Origin of the sequence: Streptomyces sp. Da 82-17, from assembly GCF_046098215.1 — a bacterium.
Taxonomy (GTDB): domain Bacteria; phylum Actinomycetota; class Actinomycetes; order Streptomycetales; family Streptomycetaceae; genus Streptomyces.
In genome coordinates, this window is sequence record NZ_JBJURH010000020.1 from 124,388 (window position 1) to 144,822 (window position 20,435).

Sequence of the window (20,435 nt, forward strand, 5' to 3'; positions counted from 1 at the left end):
CTGCGGGCTGACCCGTCAGCGTTGGGTGACGTGAGAGGCTGGATCGCATGAACCGCCTAGCTGGCGTGACCTCGCCTTATCTGCTTCAGCACGCTGACAATCCGGTCGACTGGTGGCCCTGGTCGCCCGAGGCTTTCGAGGAAGCGCGACGGCGCGATGTGCCCGTGCTGCTGTCAGTCGGCTACTCGGCGTGCCACTGGTGCCACGTCATGGCGCACGAGTCGTTCGAGGACGAGGCGACAGCCGCGTACCTCAACGAGCACTTCGTCAGCGTCAAGGTCGACCGCGAGGAGCGGCCCGACGTCGACGCCGTCTACATGGAGGCCGTGCAGGCCGCGACCGGGCAGGGCGGCTGGCCCATGACCGTCTTCCTCACCCCGGACGCCGAGCCCTTCTACTTCGGCACGTACTTCCCGCCCGAGCCCCGCCACGGCATGCCCGCCTTCCGGCAGGTGCTGCAGGGCGTGCACGAGGCGTGGACGGGGCGCAGGGACGAGGTCGCCGAGGTCGCGGGCAAGATCGTGCACGACCTCGCGGGCCGCGAACTCCCGTACGGGAGCACGGAGTTGCCCGGCGAGGAGCAGCTCGGCCAGGCCCTGCTCGGGCTCACCCGGGAGTACGACGCGACGTACGGCGGATTCGGCGGGGCGCCGAAGTTCCCGGCCGCGATGGTCGTCGAGTTCCTGCTCCGCCACCACGCCCGCACCGGGTCCGACGGCGCCCTGCAGATGGCCGCCGACACCTGCGAGCGGATGGCCCGCGGCGGGATCTACGACCAGCTGGGCGGCGGCTTCGCCCGCTACTCCGTGGACCGCAAGTGGGTCGTGCCGCACTTCGAGAAGATGCTGTACGACAACGCGCTGCTCTGCCGGGCGTACGCGCACCTGTGGCGGGCCACCGGCAGCGAGCTCGCCAAGCGGGTCGCCCTGGAGACCGCGGACTTCATGGTGCGTGAACTCCGTACGAACGAGGGCGGGTTCGCCTCCGCGCTCGACGCGGACAGCGACGACGGCAGCGGCAAGCACGTGGAGGGCGCGTACTACGTGTGGACGCCCGCGCAGCTGCGCGAGGTGCTCGGCGAGGCGGACGCCGAACTCGCCGCCGCGCACTACGACGTGACCGCGGAGGGCACCTTCGAGGAGGGCGCCTCCGTGCTCCAACTCCCGCAGGGCGACGCCCTGGTGGACTCCGAGCGGCTCGCCTCGATCCGCGCCCGGCTGCTCGCCGCCCGCGAGGAACGGCCGCGGCCCGGCCGGGACGACAAGGTGGTGGCCGCCTGGAACGGCCTCACGATCGCGGCGCTCGCCGAGGTCGGCGCCTACTTCGACCGCCCGGACCTGGTCGACACGGCCCTGTGCGCCGCCGACCTGCTCGTACGGCTGCACATGGGCCCGGACGCACGCCTCGTCCGCACCTCCATGGACGGCCGCGCCGGCACGCACGACGGCGTCCTGGAGGACTACGCGGACGTCGCCGAGGGCTTCCTCACGCTCGCCTCCGTCACCGGGGAGGGCGTGTGGCTGGAGTTCGCCGGATTCCTGCTCGACCACGTGCTCGCGTCGTTCGTCGGCGAGAACGGCGCCCTGTACGACACCGCCCACGACGCGGAGACGCTGATCCGGCGGCCGCAGGACCCCACCGACAACGCGACCCCGTCCGGCTGGACCGCCGCGGCCGGAGCACTGCTCTCGTACGCGGCGCAGACCGGATCCGAGCCGCACCGCACCGCCGCCGAGCGGGCGTTGGGCGTGGTCACCGCCCTCGGCCCGCGCGCGCCGCGGTTCATCGGGAACGGGCTCGCGGTGGCGGAGGCACTGCTCGACGGGCCGCGCGAAGTGGCGGTCGTGGGCCCGCCCGCCGACCCGGCCCGCCGCGCCCTGCACCGCGCGGCGCTGCTGTCCACGGCGCCGGGCGCGGTGGTGGCGGCCGGCGAGCCGGACTCCTCCGAGCTTCCCCTCCTGGCCGACCGCCCCCTGGTGCGCGAGCAGTCCGCGGCGTACGTGTGCCGCAACTTCACCTGCGACGCGCCGGTGACGGAGGTCGAGGCGCTGCGGGCCCGACTGGGCCCCAGCTAGGCGGCCGACCCGCACCCTCAGGGGGCTCCGCCCCCGAACCCCCGCTCCTCAATCGCCGGAGGGGCTCCCGAGGGGCGTTGTCGGCCCGCCGTCGTGCCCCGACAGGGGCGCGGGGAACTGCGCGACCGGCCACGACGGCGGGAGATCCGGACGAACTGCGCCGCAGGCTTCCGGGAAGGGGCGGGTAGGGGAAAACCAAATCCCGTACCACCCCGAAACCTCAAGATCCCCCCAACCCCCTCCCCCAACACCCCCCGTACGCAGCACACTTGACGCATCACCCAGACGCGGAGGGGGACGCGAGATGCGGGAGACCCATCGGGGCGAGGCGGAACGCCTGCTGGCTCGGGCCGTGGAGGAGGAGGTGCGCCGCACCGGCGGCCGCACGGACGGCAACGTCCTCCTGAGCCGCGCCCGAGGCGCCCTGGACACCCTGGCCGAGTCGGCCGCGGAGGAGTACGCGGCGTACACCCGCGCCCTCGACGAGGCCGAGGCCGGACAGCAGTCCTTCGGGCAGCGCCTCGGCCGGGAGGGCGCAACTCCCGCCCTGGTGACGGCAGTTGCCGCCGCCGCGGCGGCCCTCGCCGACCTGGCCTTCGGCACGGACACCGGTACCGCACTCGGCGCCGGCGCGGTCGTGGCCGTCGCGGGCGCCGCCGCCACCGTCGCCAAGGTGACCGCCGCCCACGCCCCCGCCGCCCACCGCCGGGCCGGCGCCCTCGCCCAGCCGGGCGGCCCCGAGCAGCTGCGGCTGCAGTGGCTCACGGCGCTCGAAGTGCGGGGCATCCGCCCGTACCTGGACCAGCAGCGCGTGGTCGCCGCGAGCACCGTCACGCCCACGAAGAAGCCGACGCCCCTGCGCCGTACGGACAAGAGCGCGGCCGCGCGGCGGCGCAGCGTACTGGAGCGGTCGTTCGCCCAACTCCCCGAGCCGGACGGGCCGTTCGCGGGGCGGCGGCAGGACCTCGCGCGGATCGGGCAGTGGGTGCACGCCGCCCGCGCCTCGACGGAGACCAGGCCGACCGTGGTCGTGCTGCACGGCGCGCCCGGCGCCGGCCGCTCCACCCTCGCCGTGCACGCGGCGCACGCGCTGCGCGACCAGTTCCGCGGCGCCTGCCTGGTGGACCTGCGCGGCGACAGCCCCACCGAGCAGCCGCGCACGACCCGGGACGCTTTGCTGCACCTCCTGAACCGGCTCGGCGCCCCGCGCGAGCAGCTGCTCTTCCGGGAGCGCTCCTCGCAGGACCAGCAGGTGAAGCGGCTGACCGAGCTGTACCACCAGCATCTGACGGGCCTGCCGGTCACGGTGATCCTGGACGACGCGAGCGACGCCGAGCAGGTCCGCACCCTCGTCCCGGACCGCTCCGACAGCCTCGTCCTGGTCACCTCGCGCGCCCCGCTCGACCTGCCGGACGACCTGCCGGCCTGGGTGCACCAGCTGCCCGTCGAGGCCCTGGACGCGGCGGGCGCCGAGGACCTGCTGCGCGCGGTCGCGGCGGACGACTCGGGCCCGTACGACGCCCAAGCGGCCGATGACGTACGGGAGTTGTGCGGGGGCCTGCCGCTCGCACTGCGCGTCGCCGGGTCGGCGCTCGGCCCGCGCACGGCCCGCGAACTGGCCGCGGCGCTCTTTGAGTACGGGCCGGTCGAGCCGGTCGAGCGGGCCCTGTGGCTCCGCTACACCGACCTGTCCGAACCGGCGCGGCGCCTGCTCCGCCGCCTCGCACTGGCCGGCCGCGCCTCCCTCGGCGCAGCCGCCGCGGGCGCGCTCCTCGACACCGACGAGCGGGAGGCGGAACGGGAGCTGACGGCGCTCGCGGAGGCGGGCCTCGTCGACCATGTGCGCGGGCGCCGCTACCGCCTGCACGACCTGGTCCGCGCCTTCGCCCACGCCCGCCTCGCCGACGAGGAGGACCCGGCCGAGCGCACCTCCGCGCAGGAGCGGCTGATCGCCAACTACGCCGAGCTCGCCGACTCGGTCATCCGGCTGGTCGACGGCAAGACGTCGACGCGCGCCGACACGTCCTTCCACGCCGGCAAGGTCGGCCCGCACGGCTTCACGTCCCTGGACGCGGCGCTGCGCTGGCTGGACGACGAGTCGAGCTTCATCACGGCGGCACTGCGGCACGCGGAGGGCGTCGACGAGCAGGCGGTCCTCGGCCTCCTCGGCGCGCTCTGCGACTACTGCCTGCTGCGCGGCGACCTCTATCGCCTGGGCGAGATCAGCGAGCTCAGCCAGGCCGTCGGGCAGGGCCTGCTCGGCCGTTCCGTGCAGTGGCGCACCGGCATCGCGGCCCGCCAGCTCGGCGAGCTCGACAAGGCCCGTACGACGCTGTCCTCGGTGGTCGACCTGTACTTCGAGGCGCACCACGAGGCCGGCGCCGCCCGCGCCCTCGGCTCTCTCGGCATCACCCTGCACCACCAGGGCCAGCTCACGGAGGCGGCGGCCAAGCTGCGGGAGGCCCTCGACCTGCAGTCCGCCGAGCACCTCGCGGGCGACCGGGCCTGGAACCTGCACGCCCTCGCCGCCGTCGAGCGGGACCGCGCGCACATCGCGGAGGCCCTGGAGCTGCTCACCACGGCCCTCGACCTGCACCGGGCCAGCGAGTCGGTGCACGGCCAGGCCTGGGCGCACTTCCAGCTCGGCCAGGTCCGGCTGCGCCTCGGCGACGTGCCGCGCGCGGAGGAGGAGCTGCGTGCGGCCCTCGACCTGTACGGCAGCACCCGGGACCCGCGCGGCGAGGCCTGGGCGCTGACCCAGCTGGCCCGCGCCCGGCTCGTCGACGGCGACCCGTCGGCGGCGGTGGAGGCGCTGCGCGGAGCGGTCGCCCGGCACCGGGACAACGAGGACGCGCGCGGCGAGGCCTGGTCGCTGTACCACCTGGGCCAGGCTCTGGAGGAGACCGGCGACCTCACCGAGGCGGTCCGCGAACTGGAGCGCGCCCGCACGATGTTCTCCCGCATGCGCGACGTGTACGGCCTGGCCTGCGCCCGCCACCACTCGGCCCGCGTCACCCGCGACCAGCGCGCCGCGCAGACCGGTTCGCTGCGGAACTCCGGCTTCGCCCGCCAGCTCCTGGTCGACGCCCGCGCCGACTTCCAGCGCATCGGCGTCGCCCACGGGGAGGCGTGGACGTGCCTGGAGCTGGCCGTCGTCGACGCCGGCAACGCCCGCTCCCAGCAGGCCCTGGCGCTCTGCGACGAGGCGGCGGCCCTGTTCGTCTCGTACGGGGACCGGCGCGGCGAGGACTGGGCCCGCTTCCTGCGCTGCACGCTCCTGCCGTACGCGTCACCGGGCGGCTCGGAGATCGGCACGGCGGTCGCCGCGGAGGAACTCGCCCAGCTCACCGCCGCGACGCACCCCGCCCGCGACCCGGAACTGGCGGGCTACCTCCCGGCGTACGCCCTGATGCTCGACCGCGGCATAGAGCTGGACACGGGCTGGCAGGCCTGGCGCCTGGGCATGGTGCCGAACAGGCAGGCGCGGGAGGTCATGGGCGTCCCGGTCACGGGCTGAACACGCCTGTGCCCCGGCACGCGGTGCAGACCCCACGTGCCGGGGCACAAGAACGTCAAGCTCAGCCCTGGTAAGGCTTCGCCTCGAGAATCTTCACCATCGCCATCTTCCCGTTGGGAAGCTCGTACTCCGCCTCCTCGCCGACCTTCTTGCCGCTCACGCCCTGCCCGAGGGGGGACTGCGGCGAGTACGTCGTGGTGCCCTCCGACGCGTACTCGCGCGAGGCGAGCAAGAAGGTCAGGGTGTCGTCCTCGTCGCCGTCGAAGGCGATCGTCACGACCATGCCGGGCTCCACCACGCCGTCGTCGGCCGGCGCCTCGCCGACCTTGGCGTTCTCGAGCATCTGCGTGAGCTGGCGCACGCGGAGCTCCTGCTTGCCCTGCTCTTCCTTGGCTGCGTGATACCCGCCGTTCTCCCGCAGGTCGCCCTCCTCGCGGGCCTCCGCGATCTTGGCGGCGATCTCGGTGCGCGCGGGACCAGACAGATACTCCAGCTCGGCCTTGAGCTGGTTGTACGCCTCCTGGGTCAGCCAGGTGACGTTGTCGCTGGTCTGGGTCACAGGTGCTCCTCGTCGGTACTGGGAATACAAATCATCGCCCTACCCAGAAGGATGTTCCCTAACGGGTGGGCGAAACCACGAGCCTAACAATTCAGGGGCAAAAGGGGGAGGACGTTTTCCGCTCGCAAACCGTCGAGAACCTGTCTGAGCAGGTCAGCGGCGTGTTCAGCGGGCGTCGCAGGAAACCAGCTCGGCGGCCGTGGCGCGCTCGGTCGTACGCAGGGTGACCACCTCGTTGACGACGTCCTCGCGCTGCTCGAAGGCGACGTCCTTGCGGCCGACCTCGGCGCCGGACTCGGCGAGGGCGCGCAGCGTGCACGTGCCGGAGACGGCGGGGTCCTTGCGGATCTCCAGGTGGACGTCGACGGCGGTGGCGGAGGCGACCTTGAACTTGATGAGCTCGCCGCTGAAGGCGCTCTTGCCGGCGATGTAGTCGGACCCGATCCAGCCGAGGACGCCGAGCAGCAGGACGCCGAGCAGGGAGCCGACGATCTTGAGCTTGCGGTCGGCGCGGGCGTCCGCGGAGCGGCCGTACCGGCCCTCGGGGAGCTGTTCGCGCACCGCGCTCATGATCGGCCTCTCAGGGTGGCTCGGGGTCGGGGGTCCGGGAATTATCGGGGCCCCTCTTCGGTCACTATAGAAGCCCCCCGATTGACCCGAGGACCGAGGGCCGCCCCCTGACCGAGGGCGCCGAACACATGAGGATCGAGTCTTGACTGAGCAGCTGCGACTGATGGCGGTTCACGCGCACCCCGACGACGAGTCGAGCAAGGGCGCGGCCACCATGGCCAAGTACGTGTCCGAGGGGGTGGACGTGCTCGTGGTGACCTGCACGGGCGGTGAGCGGGGCTCCATCCTCAACCCGAAGCTCCAGGGCGACAAGTTCATCGAGGAGAACATCCACGAGGTCCGCCGCAAGGAGATGGACGAGGCGCGCGAGATCCTCGGCGTCAAGCAGGAGTGGCTGGGCTTCGTCGACTCCGGTCTGCCGGAGGGCGACCCGCTGCCGCCGCTGCCGGACGGCTGCTTCGCGCTGGAGGACGTGGACAAGGCGGCCGGGGAGCTGGTCAAGCAGATCCGCTCGTTCCGCCCGCAGGTGATCACCACGTACGACGAGAACGGCGGCTATCCGCACCCGGACCACATCATGACCCACAAGATCACGATGGTGGCCTTCGAGGGGGCGGCGGACGCGGAGAAGTTCCCGGAGTCGGAGTTCGGGCCGGTCTTCCAGCCGCAGAAGCTGTACTACAACCAGGGCTTCAACCGGCCGCGCACGGAGGCGCTGCACAACGCCCTCCTGGACCGCGGCCTGGAGTCGCCGTACGGGGACTGGCTGAAGCGCTGGGACGAGTTCGAGCGCAAGGAGCGCACGCTGACCACGCACGTTCCGTGCGCGGACTTCTTCGAGATCCGGGACAAGGCGCTGATCGCGCACGCCACGCAGATCGACCCCGACGGCGGCTGGTTCCGCGTCCCGATGGAGATCCAGAAGGAGGTCTGGCCGACGGAGGAGTACGAGCTGGCGAAGTCGCTCGTCGATACTTCCCTCCCCGAGGACGACCTCTTCGCGGGCATCCGGGACAATGCCTGACATGAGCGCAAGCGCAGCAGCCAATCTGGCCATGACGCACCTCGTCCCGCTGGCCAAGGAGATCGACGAGGACAAGGTCACCCCCGGTGTTCTCGGCTTCATCGTGTTCGCGGCTCTCGCCGTGGGCGTGTGGATGCTGATGAAGTCGATGAACCGGCACATGGGCCGCGTGAACTTCGAGGAGGCCCCGGCCCCGGAGGGCGCGGCTCCGGAGGGCGCGGCTCCGGAGGGCGCGGCCGCGGCGGCGTCGGAGAGCGGCGAGAAGAAGTAGCCGTACGACCGGGCCCCGGCGCGTTGTCCGCACCGGGGCCCGTTGTCGTGCCGTCAGGCGGCGGAACGGTACTTGCGGACGGCGAGGGTCCGGAAGACCGCGATGATCAGGACCGAGTAGATCAGCGACGCCCACACCGGGTGCTGCATCGGCCAGGCGTCGGACTGCGAGACGCCGGGGTTGCCGAAGAGTTCCCGGCAGGCCTGCACGGTGGCGCTGAACGGGTTCCAGTCGGCGACATGGCGCAGCCAGGGCGTCATGTTGGCGGAGTCCACGAACGCGTTCGAGATGAACGTGACGGGGAACAGCCAGATCAGCCCGCCGGACGTCGCCGCCTCCGGGGTGCGGACGGAGAGGCCGATCAGGGCGCCGACCCAGGTGAAGGCGTAGCCGAGCAGCAGGAGCAGCCCGAAGGCGGCGAGCACCTCGCCGATGCTGGTGTGGGTGCGCCAGCCGACGAGCAGGGCGACGACCGCGAGCACGGCCACAGTCAGTGCGGTCTGCACCAGGTCGGCCAGGGTGCGGCCGGTGAGCACCGCGCCGCGCGCCATCGGCAGGGAGCGGAAGCGGTCGATGAGTCCCTTGTGCATGTCGTCGGCGATGCCCGCGCCGGCGCCCGCGGTGGCGAACGTGACGGTCTGGGCGAAGATGCCGGCCATCAGGAATTCCTTGTAGACACCGGCGTCGGTGCTGGCGCCGATCTTCATGGAGCCGCCGAAGACGTACGTGAAGAGGACGACGAACATCACCGGCTGGATCAGGCCGAAGATGACCATCTCCGGGATCCGCATCATCCGGATCAGATTGCGCTGGGCGACGACCAGCGAGTCCCGTACGGAACCGGTGATGCCGCCGCCGGCCGCCGGGGCGCCGGGCTTCAGGGGCTCGGTCACTGCGCTCACTTGGCGTCCTCCTTCGCGTCGCCCGCCGCGTCCTCCGTCTCGGCCGCGTGGCCGGTGAGGGAGATGAACACGTCGTCCAGGGTGGGGCGGCGCAGGCCGAGGTCGTCGATCTCGATGCCGCGGGCGTCCAGTTCGCGGATGACCTCGGCGAGCAGCTTGGCGCCGCCGGTGACGGGCACGGTCAGCTTGCGGGTGTGCTCCTCGACCGCGGTGGCGCCGCCGCCCTTGGCGAAGCCGCGCAGCACCTCCTCGGCGGTCGCGATGTGGTCGCGTTCGTGCACGACGAGTTCGACGCGCTCGCCGCCGGTCCTGGCCTTGAGCTGGTCGGAGGTGCCGCGGGCGATGACCCGGCCGTGGTCGACGACGCAGATGTCGTGCGCCAGGTGGTCGGCCTCCTCCAGGTACTGCGTGGTGAGCAGCAGTGTCGTACCGCCGCCGACCAGGTCCTTGATGACTTCCCAGAGGGCCTGGCGGTTGCGCGGGTCGAGGCCGGTGGTGGGCTCGTCCATGAACATCACCGGCGGCCTGACGACCAGGGCGGCGGCGAGGTCGAGGCGGCGGCGCATGCCTCCGGAGTACGTCTTGGAGGGGCGGTCGGCGGCGTCGGCGAGGTTGAACTGCTCCAGGAGTTCGTCGGCCCGCTGCTTGGCCGCCTTGGCCTTCATCTGGTAGAGGCGGCCGACCATCTGCAGGTTCTCGCGGCCCGTCAGATACTCGTCGACGGCGGCGAACTGGCCGGAGAGACCGATGGAGCGGCGGACCTCGTTGGGGTGCTGCAGGACGTCGATCCCGGCGACCACCGCCTTGCCCGCGTCCGGCGTGAGGAGCGTGGTGAGGCAGCGGACCGTGGTGGTCTTGCCCGCGCCGTTCGGCCCGAGGAGGCCGAGGACGGTGCCTTCGGGGACGTCGAGGTCGACGCCGTCCAGAGCCTTGACGTCGCCGAAGTGCTTGACCAGCCCCTCGGCGTAGATGGCGCCTGGCATGTGGGCTCTCCCAGTGTTTTGGGTGAATTCCTAAGCGAATTTTAGGTAGGCCGGTTTGATCCCGCTCGGGGGCGAGCCGCCCGGAGCTCCACATTAACGCGATACATCGCGTCTCCTCAAGTGACTTGCGCAGCGCCGGTCTTGAGACGCGATGTATATCGCGAGTGCCGCCGATCGCGTGGTACGCCAACGGGTACGGGCCTCACGGCATGACCATGTAGCCCGCCTCCTGCAGGGCCTCGGCCACCTCGGCGCAGTGCTCGGGGCCCTTCGTCTCCAGATGCAGCTCGACCTCCACCTCCGTGAGGCCGAGGCGCGGGTCGGTGCGCACATGGCCGACGTCGAGCACGTTGGCGTCCACCACCGTCAGCACACCGAGCAGCGTCGCGAGCGCCCCCGGCCGGTCCGTCAGGCGCAGCCGCAGCGACAGGTACCGGCCCGCCGCCGCCATGCCGTGCCGCAGGATGCGCTGCATCAGGAGCGGGTCGACGTTGCCGCCGGACAGCACCGCGACCACCGGCCCCTGCACCGACTCCGGGTCCTGCAGCAGCGCCGCCACCGGGCTCGCCCCGGCCGGCTCCACGACCAGCTTGGCCCGCTCCAGGCAGAGCAGCAGGGCGCTGGACAGCGCGTCCTCGGAGACCGTGCGCACCTCGTCCACGAGGTCGGCGACGATGCCGAACGGGACGTCGCCGGGGCGGCCCACCTTGATGCCGTCGGCCATCGTCGCCGGGCTGTCGATCGCCACCGGGTGCCCGGCCGCGAGCGAGGGCGGGTAGGCCGCGGCGCCCGCCGCCTGCACGCCGATCACCTTCACGTCGGGGCGCAGCGCCTTCACCGCAACCGCTATGCCCGCCGCGAGACCGCCGCCGCCGATGCCCACCACGATCGTGCGGACCTCCGGGCACTGCTCCAGGATCTCCAGGCCGACCGTCCCCTGCCCCGCGATCACGTCCCGGTGGTCGAAGGGGTGGATGAACACGGCGCCCGTCTCGCGCGCGTAGTCCTCCGCCGCCGCGAGCGTCTCGTCGACGACCGTGCCCTCGAGCCGCACCTCCGCCCCGTACTCCCGGGTCGCGGCGACCTTCGGCAGCGGGGCGCCCTTCGGCATGAACACCGTGGAGCGGACGCCGAGCAGCGACGAGGCGAGCGCGACGCCCTGCGCGTGGTTCCCGGCGCTCGCCGCGACCACCCCGGCCGCCCGCTCCTCGGCGATCAGACCGGCGATCCGGACGTACGCGCCGCGCAGCTTGAACGAGCCGGTGCGCTGCAGGTTCTCGCACTTGAAGTGGACGGGGGAGCCGACGAGCTGGGACAGGTGCCTGCTGCCCTCCATGGCGGTCACCCGGGCGATCCCGTTCAGCATCTTCTGCGCGCCGCGTACGTCGTCCAGGGTCACCGTCGGCCAGGAGGAGGCCGTGCTGTACTTCATGCCTCCAAGTCTCGCAGCAGGAACGGACCGGGGCCTTCCACGCCCCTGCCGGGCCTCCGGTTTGCGCAGCGCAGGTACGACGGGGCCGATCGCCGCGTACCCTGTCCCCCAACCCACCGACCACGCACGAAGTGAGCCCCCGGCCATGCCCACACCTTCGGACATGACGACCGACCCGCAGAGCGGCACCTCGGAGCTTCCCGGCCTCCTCGATCACCTGCAGCACGAGGTGGCGGTCTTCGCACGCCGTGCGGAGCAGACCCGGCTCGGCGGGGTCGGCCAGGTCCGCAACTCCATGGACCGCGCGGCGTACCTGCTGCTCAACCGCCTCGACAAGGAAGGCCCGATGGGCGTCAAGGCGCTCGCCGCGAGCATGGGCATCGACTCGTCGACGGTCACCCGGCAGGTCGCGCCGCTCGTCGAGTCCGGCCTGGTCAAGCGGACCTCGCACCCGGAGGACGGCCGTGCGGTCGTGCTGCAGCTGTCGCCCCGCGGCCAGTCCAGGCTGGACGAGGTGCGGGCGTCGCGGCGCGAGCTCATGGCCCAGCTGACGGAGGACTGGGCGCCGAAGGAGCGCGAGCAGTTCTGCACGCTCCTCACCCGCTTCAACGCGGCCCTCTCGGCGAGGCACGGCTCGGGCACGGAGTAGGTACGTACCGCAGGCCGGGGCCCTCCGGCCCCTTGACCCCGAACCCGTGCCCGCGCCTAGATGACCTGTATGAGGTGAGCGGAGCGCGGGAGGCGGCGCGGTGCTTCGACGGCACGCACATCAACAGGCCCGTCACGCCCGGGAGTTCGAGTCCTTCGTCGCGGGCGCGGGCGGCCGCCTGCTGCATGTCGCCACACTGCTGACCGCCGAGCCCCCCGACGCCAACCCACGCGCCCGCGCCCTCCTCACCGCCGCCCTCGCCCACACGTACGCGTCCTGGGACCGGCTCCGCGGCGACGATCCGTACGACCGTACGCGGCAGGAGCTCGCCGCCCGCTTCGCCCGCACCGCCTGGCGCGCGCACCGCGGCCGCGGCGGAGTGCTCGCCGCGCTCACCCCGCAGGAACGCCTCGTCGTGGTGCTCCGGCTCGGCGAGGGCGTGGCCGAGGAACAGGTGGCCGCGCTCCTGGGGCTGCCGGTGGAACGGGTACGGGCGGTCTGCGCGCGCTCGGTCGCTGAGCTGGTGCGGTCGTGAGGCGGCAGGGCAAGGAGGACCAGGTGCGCCGCCTCCTGGACGGCCCGCACCCGGCCGTCCCGCCGGATCTCTGCGCGGAGGCCCTCCACCGCGGATCCCGCAGGGCGCGGCGGCGGGCGCTGGGGCGGAGGCTGCTGTGGCTCCTGCTGGGCGCGGCGCTGGTGGCCTTCCTGATCTGGGCCACGCTGACCCAGCCTCCGCCGGACACCACCCCTCCCCTGGGCTGGTGAAGGGGCCTCCTCAATCGCCGGAGGGGCTCCCGGGGTGCGTCGTCGGCTTTCCCGCCGCGGGTGCGCTGTGCCCACCCTCCCCCAAGCTCTCGGCTGCGCTCGAGCAGGGGGACCCCCATCGCCCTGCGGAACGCCTGCCCACAGCGGGGTGGGCGGAAATCCGTGCCCCGAAAGGGGCGCGGGGAACTGCGCGACCAGCCACGACGGCGCCGCAGCCGAACGAACACCGCCGGAGGCTTTCGGGAAGGGGCGGGGAGGGGAACCGATCGAGCCCGAAGGGCGAAGCAGAGCCGGGCGCAGGCCCGAGAAGGGGGCCCGGGGGGAAACCCCCGAACCCCCGGAAACCCTCAGCCCAGCGCCGAGCGCAGATCGGCCAACAGATCCTCCACGTTCTCGATCCCCACCGACAGGCGAACAAGATCCGCCGGCACCTCCAGCGGCGACCCCGCCGCGGACGCGTGCGTCATCCGCCCCGGATGCTCGATCAGCGACTCGACCCCGCCGAGCGACTCCCCGAGCGTGAACACCGACGCCCGGTTGCACACCTCGACCGCCGCCTCCTCCCCGCCGTCGACGCGGAACGACACCATCCCGCCGAACGCCCGCATCTGCTTCGCGGCGACCTCGTGCCCGGGGTGCCCGGGCAGGCCCGGGTACAGCACGCTCGTCACGCGCGGGTGCCGGCCGAGCATCTCGGCGATCCGCTCCGCGTTCTCGCTGTGCCGGTCCATGCGTACGGCCAGCGTCTTGATGCCGCGAAGGACCAGCCACGCGTCGAACGGCCCGGCGACCGCGCCCATCGCGTTCTGGTGGTACGCCAACTCCTCGCCCAGATCGGCGTCGTCGACGATCAGCGCACCGCCGACGACGTCGGAGTGGCCGCCCATGTACTTCGTCGTGGAGTGCACCACGACGTCCGCGCCGAGCGCGAGCGGCTGCTGCAGGTACGGGCTGGCGAAGGTGTTGTCGACGACGAGCCGCGCGCCGGCCGACCGGGCCACCGCCGCGAGCGCCGCGATGTCGCTGATGCCGAGCAGCGGGTTCGACGGCGTCTCGACCCAGATCACCTTCGTACGGTCCGTGACGGCCGCGCGGACCGCCGCCGGGTCGCTGGTGTCGGCGACGGAGAACTCCACGCCCCACCGCGAGACGACCTTCGCGAACAGGCGGAACGTGCCGCCGTACGCGTCGTTCGGGATGACCACGTGGTCGCCGGGCACGAGCAGCGTGCGCAGCAGGCAGTCCTCGGCGGCGAGGCCGGAGGCGAACGCGAGGCCGCGCCGGCCGCCCTCGAGGGCCGCGAGGTTCTCCTCCAGGGCGGTGCGCGTCGGGTTGGCGCTGCGGCTGTACTCGTAGCCGCCGCGGAGGCCGCCGACGCCGTCCTGCTTGTACGTCGAGACCTGGTAGATCGGCGGGACGACGGCGCCCGTCAGCGGGTCCGCGGTGTTGCCCGCGTGGATGGCGAGCGTCTCGAAGCTCCGGCCGCTGTGGGCGGGGCCGTTGCTGTCACTGCTGTGCGTGTCGTTCATGCGGCCCGAGCGTAGTCCTCGGACTGGTTCGCTGTTTGTCGGTGGCGTCTGGTTCGCTTGTACGTATGGAGATTCTCTGGGTTCTGCTGGCCCTCCTCATGCTCGGTGCGGCGCTCGGGCCGTTCCTGCTGCGCCGCCGCGGCGGCATCCGGCTCGCCGCCCCCGGCTCGCCCGACGCCGCGGACCCGGCGGACTACGGCTTCGCACGCCAGGAGGAGCTGGACATCCGTATGCCCGGCCCGGACCAGGACCTCCTCGACGTCCTGGACGTGGTGCAGCGCTCCCAGGACTGGAAGTACGCCTCGCAGCTCCTCGCCGGCACGGAGAAGGAGGGCGAGGTCCGCTGGCAGCGCGTGCAGGCCTTCGCGGGCGCGGCCTCCCTGGAGCTGGCCGAGAAGCCGGCGGGCGTGGCCGGGCAGGCGCCCGGCGGGCAGTGGCTGCGGGTGTGGCGGGCCGAGGCCCCGAAGGACGCGGGCGGCGCGGCCGTGCACGCGGAGTTCCTGGTCCAGCAGGCGTTCCGCACGGCCATGCCCGGCACCGACGAGTACAGAATCATCCTCGAAGAGGCCAAGGCCGCCTGCGCGGAGGCCGCGATGCTCGCCCCGGGCGACCCGGTGCCGTACCTCACGGAGCTGGCCGTGGCGCGTGGACTCGGCTATTCCCAGGAGGAGTTCGACCAGCTCTGGCTGAAGATCCTGGACCGCGCCCCGCAGCACATGGGCGCGCATCTGGCGGCGCTCCCCTGGTTCAGCGAGAAGTGGCACGGCTCCCGCGAGCGGGCGTACGAATTCGCGGAGGCCGCCGCCGCCCGCGCCCCGCAGGGCTCGCTGCTGTCCGCGCTGCCGCTGTTCGCGGTGTTCGAGCACCTGCCGGAGGTCAACCTGGTGCGCAGCTTCTGGGAGAGCGAGGTGGTCCGCAAGGCCGTCGAGGGCGCGCAGTACGCGGAGCACTCGACGCAGTCGGTCCGGCCGGACGACCCGATGCTGGCCCCGGTCCGCCACCTGCTCGTGTACTTCCTGGTCCGCTCCGAGCGCTGGGGCGAGGCGATGCACCAACTGATCGCGGTCGACGGCCACGTGGGCGCCCTGCCGTGGACGCTGTCCCCGGACCCGGCCGCGGAGTACGCGGTGTTCCGCGCGCTGGCCGTCGCCGGGTACGAGGCGAACGGCGGCAGCCCGGCCACGCTCCCGCACTGATCCGCCCGCTCCGGCCCTGGGCTGCCGTACCCGGCTGCCCCGGCCGCGCGGAATTCCACCCGGCCGCCGGACGTTGACCTGACGCACACCCCTGCGCTTGGAGGACCTGATGCTCTTCGGACGTACGCCCGTCCTGCCGACCCGCGAAGAGGCCCTGGTCGGCCGCCCGGAGCGGGCCTTCGCGGTCCCCGAGCGGCACACGGTCCTCGGCAATCCGCTGCTCGGCCCGTACCCGGAGCACCTGGAGGTGGCGGACTTCGCGCTCGGCTGCTTCTGGGGCGCCGAGCGCAAGTTCTGGCAGACCCCGGGCGTCTGGACCACCCTCGTCGGGTACCAGGGCGGCTTCACCCCCAACCCCACGTACGAGGAGGCCTGTTCGGGCCTGACGGGGCACACGGAGGGCGTCCGTGTCGTCTTCGACCCCGAGGTCGTCTCGTACGAGCAGCTCCTGAAGCTCTTCTGGGAGAGCCACGACCCGACGCAGGGCTTCCGCCAGGGCAACGACGTGGGCACGCAGTACCGCTCGGCGATCCACACCCACTCCCCCGCCCAGGCGGCCGCCGCCGAGGCCTCCCGCGCGGCCTACCAGCAGGTCCTCACCGGCAGCGGCCACGGCACGATCACGACGGAGATCCTCCCCGCGGACGACCGCCCGTTCTACCCGGCGGAGGCCTACCACCAGCAGTACCTGGACAAGAACCCCGGCGGCTACTGCGGCATCGGCGGGACGGGCGTCTCCTGCCCGATCGGTGTGGCGAAGGCCGACGGCTGAGCTGAGCCGCGCGTGGGACCGGCCCGAGGCCGGGCCCACCGGTCAGGAACGGAGAAGCCCGACTTCCGGTCCCGCGCCTAGCCTTGACGCATGGACCTCTCCATTCACACCACGGCGCTGCCGCACACCGACCCCGACGCGTCGCTCGGCTTCTACCGGGACGTGCTCGGGTTCGAGGTGCGCAGCGACGTCGGGCAGGGGCGGATGCGGTGGATCACGGTGGGCCCGGCCGGGCAGCCGGGGACCGGCATCCTGCTCGCGCCGCCCGCCGCCGACCCGGGCATCACCGAGGACGAGCGGCGGACCATCGCCGAGATGATGGCGAAGGGGACGTACGGCTGGATCCTGCTCGCCACCCCGGACCTCGACGGCGTCTTCGCGAAGGTGCGGGACGCGGACGGGGAGGTCGTGCAGGAGCCCACCGAGCAGCCGTACGGCATCCGGGACTGCGCGTTCCGGGACCCCGCCGGCAACCTCGTCCGCATCCAGGAAGTCCCCGCCCAGGAAGTCCCTGCCCAGGAGCTTCCCGCCCAGGAACTCCGCTCCCAGGAGTTCCCCGCCCGGGAAGCCCGCTGAGGGAGGGAGGCGCCGATGTGTCACCCCGCATGGGCCGCCGCCCGGGTCGCCGCACAGCGCCTGGACGACCTCGCCCGCCTGCGCCGCGTACGGGACCGGATCGACCGGGAGTGCGCGCGGCCCCTCGACGTCCTCGCGCTCGCGCACGCCGCCGGTCTGCCGCCCGCGCTGCTGAGCCGGGAGTTCCGGTCCGCGTACGGACTGTCGCCGTACGCGTACGTACAAGCGCGCCGGGAGGAGCGGGCCGCGCACCTGCGGCGGCGGACGGTGCCGGCCCGCACGGGGGCTCAGTCCGTGACCGTGACCGGGCGGTCCTCGCGCAGCTCCGCGAAGAGCCGCTCGGCCTTCTCCTCGTCCCAGAGGACCGCGCTGCCCTTGGGCGTGGCCAGGCCCACCGTCCTGACCGGGACGTTGAGTTGAGCGCCCCCGCCCGCGGACACCGTACGCATCGCCTTGAACAGCCGGGTCAGCTGCGGAAGGCCCGCCTCCTTGTCCACGACCAGGGTGTCCAGGCCCGCGTCGGCGGTGCCGAACAGCGCTGACGGGCTGAGCAGCACGTCCCGGGACGCGGCCTTCTCGGCCAGGGCGGCGAGGAACTTCTGCTGGTTCCGGGAGCGGCCGAGGTCGCCCTCCTTCTCCTGGTGCCGCTGCCGTACGAAGGCGAGGGCGTCGCGGCCGTCCAGGGTGTGGCAGCCCTCGGCGAGGTCGAGCCCGGCCTTCTCGTCGACGATGTCCCGGTCCACGCACATCCGGACCCCGCCGACCGCGTCCACGATGCCGACGAACCCGGCGAAGCCGATCTCCGTGTAGTGGTCGATGCGCAGCCGCGTGTTGAACTCGACGGTACGGACGAGGAGTTCGGGCCCGCCGAGGGAGAACGCGGCGTTGAGCTTGTTCTTCGCCGCCCTGTGGTGGATGCCGGTCCTCGGGTCGACATACGCGGGGATCGTCACCCACGAGTCGCGCGGCAGGCTGACCAGAGTGGATCCGTGGGCGCCGGTGTGCAGCACCATCATCGAGTCGGTGCGCCGGCCCTCCGCACTGGACGCGGTGCCGGTGTGCAGGTCCTTCGACTGCTGCTCGGTGAGGCCGGCGCGGCTGTCGGAGCCGACGATCAGGTAGTTCGCGCCCTCGCCGGGCGCGGGCCGGTCCGGCAGCGCCGCCAGGTCGACGTCACCGGCGAGCCGTGCGTCCGCCCACACGTAGGTGCAGGCCCCGCCGAGCACGGCGATCAGCACGGCCAGGCAGAGGGCCCGCAACGTCCGCCGGAAGCGGGACCTCCGCACCCGCCGGCGCCGCGCGGGCCCGCCACGCCGACGGCTCGCGCCGGGCGACGCGGGCTCGGACGGGGCGTACGGGTCGGGCAGGGCGTGTGTGTCGTACGGACCGTGGGTGTTCATGGCGTTCACCTCGTGGCGGTCAGGCCGGGTCGGTCGGTCGCCGTGTCGATGTGCTGGGCGGCCGCGGCCGCGGTGCCGGAACGGTGCATCCGCTGCCACTTCAGGCGGCTGCCGCCGACGAAGGCGACGACCGACTGGATGACCACGAGATACATCAACTGCCGGTAGACCAGCAGCTGGAAGGGCAGCGCCCAGAGGGTGCGGCGGCGCTCGCCGTCGAGCCGCAGCGCGTACGCGGCGACGCCGGTCTGCACGGCGAGGAAGCCCAGCCACATCGCCATCGACTTCAGCGGCGAGGCGGCGAACAGGGCGCTGTAGAGCATGAAGACGTCGATGACGGGGGCGAGCAGCGGCAGCACCACCTGGAACAGGAAGAGGTACGAGAGGCCGCGCCGGCCGAAGCGCCCGGCGGGCCCGACCTCGAAGACGGCCCTGCGGTGCTTCCACATCGCCTGCAGGGTGCCGTAACACCAGCGGTAGCGCTGCCGCCACAACTGCCGCAGGGACGTGGGCACTTCGGTCCAGGCGATCGCGGTCTCCTCGTACACGACCCGCCAGCCGGCCCGCCACAGCGCCATGGTGAGGTCGGTGTCCTCGGCGAGGGTGTCCTCGCTGAGACCGCCGACGCCCATGAGCGCGTCGAGCCGGAACGCGCCGATCGCGCCGGGCACGGTCGTCATGCACTCCAGGACCTCGAACATCCGGCGGTCCAGGTTGAACCCGAAGACGTACTCCAGATGCTGCCAACGGCCGAGCAGACGCCTGCGGTTGCCGACCTTCGTGTTGCCGGAGACGGCGCCGACGGCCGGGTGGGCGAGCGGCTGGACGAGCCGTTCGACGGCGTCGGCCTCGAAGACGGTGTCCGAGTCGACCATGACGACGTACGGGCAACGGGCGTACGTGAGGCCGTGGTTGAGGGCCGCCGCCTTGCCCGCGTTGGGCTGGCGGACGACCTGCACGCGCGGGTCGCGGGCCGCGTACTCGCGCGCGATCTCCACGGTCCGGTCGGACGAGCCGTCGTCGATCACGATGATCTGCAGCTGCCGGTGCGTGGAGGCGAGCAGCGAGCGCAGGGTGCCGCCGATCCCGGCCTCCTCGTTGTACGCGGGGACGAGCACGGTCACCGGGTCGCGGATCTCCCGCAGCCAGGGCGAGCCGGGGCGGTACCGCTCCAGGCGCTTGACGTGCAGGCGGGCGAAGAGGATCAGGAAGGCGAGCCGGAGCAGGCCGAGTGCGGCGGCGACGGTGAGGACCAGGGTGAGGGCGGAGACGAAGCCGCGGCCGAGGTCCTGGAAGCGGATGAGCCCGGCCCCGAGCCAGCGCTCGACGGTGCTCGCCGGTTCCATGACGGCAGCCCGCAGACCGTCCCCGGAACCCCCGGCTGCCTGTCCGGCCTCGGGCGCCTGCCCGACCTCCGGTGCCTGTCCGGCCTCGGGTGCGGCGGCGCCCACGCCCTCGGAGACGGTGGCGAACCGGCGCGCGTACGGGTCGGCGAGCAGCTTCTCGGTCTCGCGGTACGCGAGCGAGGTCTGGCTGAACTGGCGGACGGCGCCCTGCGCGGGCTTCCGGCCGGCCCGGTCCGCGGCGACGATCAGGTAGCCGTCCGCCGAGGCGCGCTGCGCGGCCGGCCACTCGGCGCCGCACAAGGTCGGGACGGTGGTGGTGAGCGGCATCCGCAGCAGGCTCGGCGTGAACCCGTCGGCGCCCGCCAACGCGCTTTCGGTGAGCCGGAGTTCGAGGGTGCGGCGGACGTCGGACGCGGTGCCGAGGTCGGCGCCGGTGTAGGTGTTGGAGCCGATCTCGTGGCCCTGGGCACGGATCTTCCGTACCAGGTCGGGGTGTTCGGCGGCCTTGGCGCCGTTGACGAAGAACGTGGCGTGGGCGTCGTGCCGGGCGAGCAGGGCGAGCAGGCGCGGGGTCCACTTCGGGTCGGGGCCGCCGCTGTAGGTGAGGGCGACGGTGCCCGCGGGCATACGGGCCGACCGCACCTGGTCGCCCCGTACGGAGAGCACGGGCCCGGCGTCGGCGGCGGCCCGGGGCACAGGCGCGGTGCAGTCCTGCTTCTCCTTGGCGCCGTCGACCTCGTTCTGGGTCCAGCCCTGGAAGAGCAGGGCGCCGAAGAGCACGGGCAGGACGAGGCTGAGGAGCAGCCAGTGCGCCTTGGGGTCTCGCGTTTGCTTGTGCCGTGCCGCCGCCATCAGGCAGCGCGCTCGCT

General features: G+C 72.8%; 17 protein-coding genes and 1 pseudogene. 10 read left to right on the forward strand and 8 right to left on the reverse strand.

What is annotated here, in order from left to right:
• Positions 1 to 47: 47 nt before the first annotated feature.
• Positions 48 to 2,075: a thioredoxin domain-containing protein gene (locus tag ACIDOF_RS28770; protein ID WP_409009053.1), complete on the forward strand. Its 2,028-nt coding sequence runs from the start codon at positions 48 to 50 to the stop codon at positions 2,073 to 2,075.
• Positions 2,076 to 2,379: 304 nt separating this feature from the next.
• Complete coding sequence (locus tag ACIDOF_RS28775) at positions 2,380 to 5,592, forward strand: tetratricopeptide repeat protein (protein ID WP_409009054.1); 3,213 nt, start codon at positions 2,380 to 2,382, stop codon at positions 5,590 to 5,592.
• Between the two features lie 61 nt (positions 5,593 to 5,653).
• On the opposite strand, the gene greA is transcribed toward ACIDOF_RS28775, so the two are convergent.
• Positions 5,654 to 6,151 carry a transcription elongation factor GreA gene (gene greA, locus ACIDOF_RS28780; protein ID WP_282515831.1) on the reverse strand — a complete coding sequence of 166 codons (498 nt, stop codon included), beginning with the start codon at positions 6,149 to 6,151 and terminating at the stop codon, positions 5,654 to 5,656.
• A gap of 165 nt (positions 6,152 to 6,316) precedes the next feature.
• Positions 6,317 to 6,721 (reverse strand): DUF4307 domain-containing protein, encoded by a 405-nt coding sequence (locus ACIDOF_RS28785; RefSeq protein WP_409009055.1) that lies wholly within the window; start codon positions 6,719 to 6,721, stop codon positions 6,317 to 6,319.
• Between the two features lie 142 nt (positions 6,722 to 6,863).
• Between ACIDOF_RS28785 and mca the strand changes: the two genes are divergently transcribed.
• Together mca and ACIDOF_RS28795 are read left to right on the forward strand one after the other, a co-directional pair.
• A complete protein-coding gene (gene mca, locus ACIDOF_RS28790; protein ID WP_409009056.1) occupies positions 6,864 to 7,745 on the forward strand; it encodes a mycothiol conjugate amidase Mca in 882 nt (293 codons plus the stop codon).
• Complete coding sequence (locus tag ACIDOF_RS28795; protein ID WP_409009057.1) at positions 7,738 to 8,016, forward strand: hypothetical protein; 279 nt, start codon at positions 7,738 to 7,740, stop codon at positions 8,014 to 8,016. The genes mca and ACIDOF_RS28795 overlap by 8 nt, the downstream gene beginning before the upstream one ends.
• A 53-nt stretch (positions 8,017 to 8,069) precedes the next feature.
• On the opposite strand, the gene ACIDOF_RS28800 is transcribed toward ACIDOF_RS28795, so the two are convergent.
• The 3 genes from ACIDOF_RS28800 to ilvA form a co-directional block, all read right to left on the reverse strand.
• Entirely contained in the window at positions 8,070 to 8,918 is an 849-nt protein-coding gene (locus ACIDOF_RS28800; RefSeq protein WP_409009058.1) for an ABC transporter permease, read from the reverse strand.
• Entirely contained in the window at positions 8,915 to 9,901 is a 987-nt protein-coding gene (locus ACIDOF_RS28805; RefSeq protein ID WP_409009059.1) for an ATP-binding cassette domain-containing protein, read from the reverse strand. The genes ACIDOF_RS28800 and ACIDOF_RS28805 overlap by 4 nt, the downstream gene beginning before the upstream one ends.
• A gap of 202 nt (positions 9,902 to 10,103) precedes the next feature.
• The gene (ilvA, locus tag ACIDOF_RS28810) at positions 10,104 to 11,333 is read right to left on the reverse strand and encodes a threonine ammonia-lyase (RefSeq protein WP_409009060.1); all 1,230 of its coding nucleotides are present in this window, start codon (positions 11,331 to 11,333) and stop codon (positions 10,104 to 10,106) included.
• A gap of 145 nt (positions 11,334 to 11,478) precedes the next feature.
• Between ilvA and ACIDOF_RS28815 the strand changes: the two genes are divergently transcribed.
• From ACIDOF_RS28815 to ACIDOF_RS28825, 3 genes are all read left to right on the forward strand, one after another.
• Positions 11,479 to 11,982 (forward strand): MarR family winged helix-turn-helix transcriptional regulator, encoded by a 504-nt coding sequence (locus ACIDOF_RS28815; RefSeq protein ID WP_409009061.1) that lies wholly within the window; start codon positions 11,479 to 11,481, stop codon positions 11,980 to 11,982.
• A gap of 100 nt (positions 11,983 to 12,082) precedes the next feature.
• A complete protein-coding gene (locus ACIDOF_RS28820; RefSeq protein ID WP_409009062.1) occupies positions 12,083 to 12,517 on the forward strand; it encodes a sigma factor-like helix-turn-helix DNA-binding protein in 435 nt (144 codons plus the stop codon).
• Positions 12,514 to 12,747, forward strand: a complete 234-nt coding sequence (locus ACIDOF_RS28825; protein ID WP_409009063.1) for a hypothetical protein — start codon at positions 12,514 to 12,516, stop codon at positions 12,745 to 12,747. The genes ACIDOF_RS28820 and ACIDOF_RS28825 overlap by 4 nt, the downstream gene beginning before the upstream one ends.
• A gap of 347 nt (positions 12,748 to 13,094) precedes the next feature.
• On the opposite strand, the gene ACIDOF_RS28830 is transcribed toward ACIDOF_RS28825, so the two are convergent.
• Positions 13,095 to 14,276: a cystathionine gamma-synthase gene (locus ACIDOF_RS28830; protein WP_409009064.1), complete on the reverse strand. Its 1,182-nt coding sequence runs from the start codon at positions 14,274 to 14,276 to the stop codon at positions 13,095 to 13,097.
• Positions 14,277 to 14,341: 65 nt separating this feature from the next.
• Here ACIDOF_RS28830 and ACIDOF_RS28835 point away from each other — a divergent pair, with 65 nt between their 5' ends.
• The 3 genes and pseudogenes from ACIDOF_RS28835 to ACIDOF_RS28845 all read left to right on the forward strand — a co-directional run.
• Entirely contained in the window at positions 14,342 to 15,472 is a 1,131-nt protein-coding gene (locus ACIDOF_RS28835; protein WP_409009065.1) for a hypothetical protein, read from the forward strand.
• Between the two features lie 106 nt (positions 15,473 to 15,578).
• A complete protein-coding gene (gene msrA / locus ACIDOF_RS28840) occupies positions 15,579 to 16,244 on the forward strand; it encodes a peptide-methionine (S)-S-oxide reductase MsrA (protein WP_409009095.1) in 666 nt (221 codons plus the stop codon).
• A gap of 90 nt (positions 16,245 to 16,334) precedes the next feature.
• Positions 16,335 to 16,739 (forward strand): annotated as a pseudogene (locus tag ACIDOF_RS28845) (VOC family protein); the annotation flags it as partial.
• A 368-nt stretch (positions 16,740 to 17,107) separates the two neighbouring features.
• Here ACIDOF_RS28845 and ACIDOF_RS28850 read toward each other — a convergent pair.
• Both ACIDOF_RS28850 and ACIDOF_RS28855 read right to left on the reverse strand, forming a co-directional pair.
• On the reverse strand, positions 17,108 to 18,220 hold the full coding sequence (locus ACIDOF_RS28850) for an LCP family protein (protein ID WP_409009066.1): 1,113 nt from the start codon (positions 18,218 to 18,220) through the stop codon (positions 17,108 to 17,110).
• Between the two features lie 5 nt (positions 18,221 to 18,225).
• The gene (locus tag ACIDOF_RS28855) at positions 18,226 to 20,418 is read right to left on the reverse strand and encodes a bifunctional polysaccharide deacetylase/glycosyltransferase family 2 protein (RefSeq protein WP_409009067.1); all 2,193 of its coding nucleotides are present in this window, start codon (positions 20,416 to 20,418) and stop codon (positions 18,226 to 18,228) included.
• Between the last annotated feature and the right edge of the window lie 17 nt (positions 20,419 to 20,435).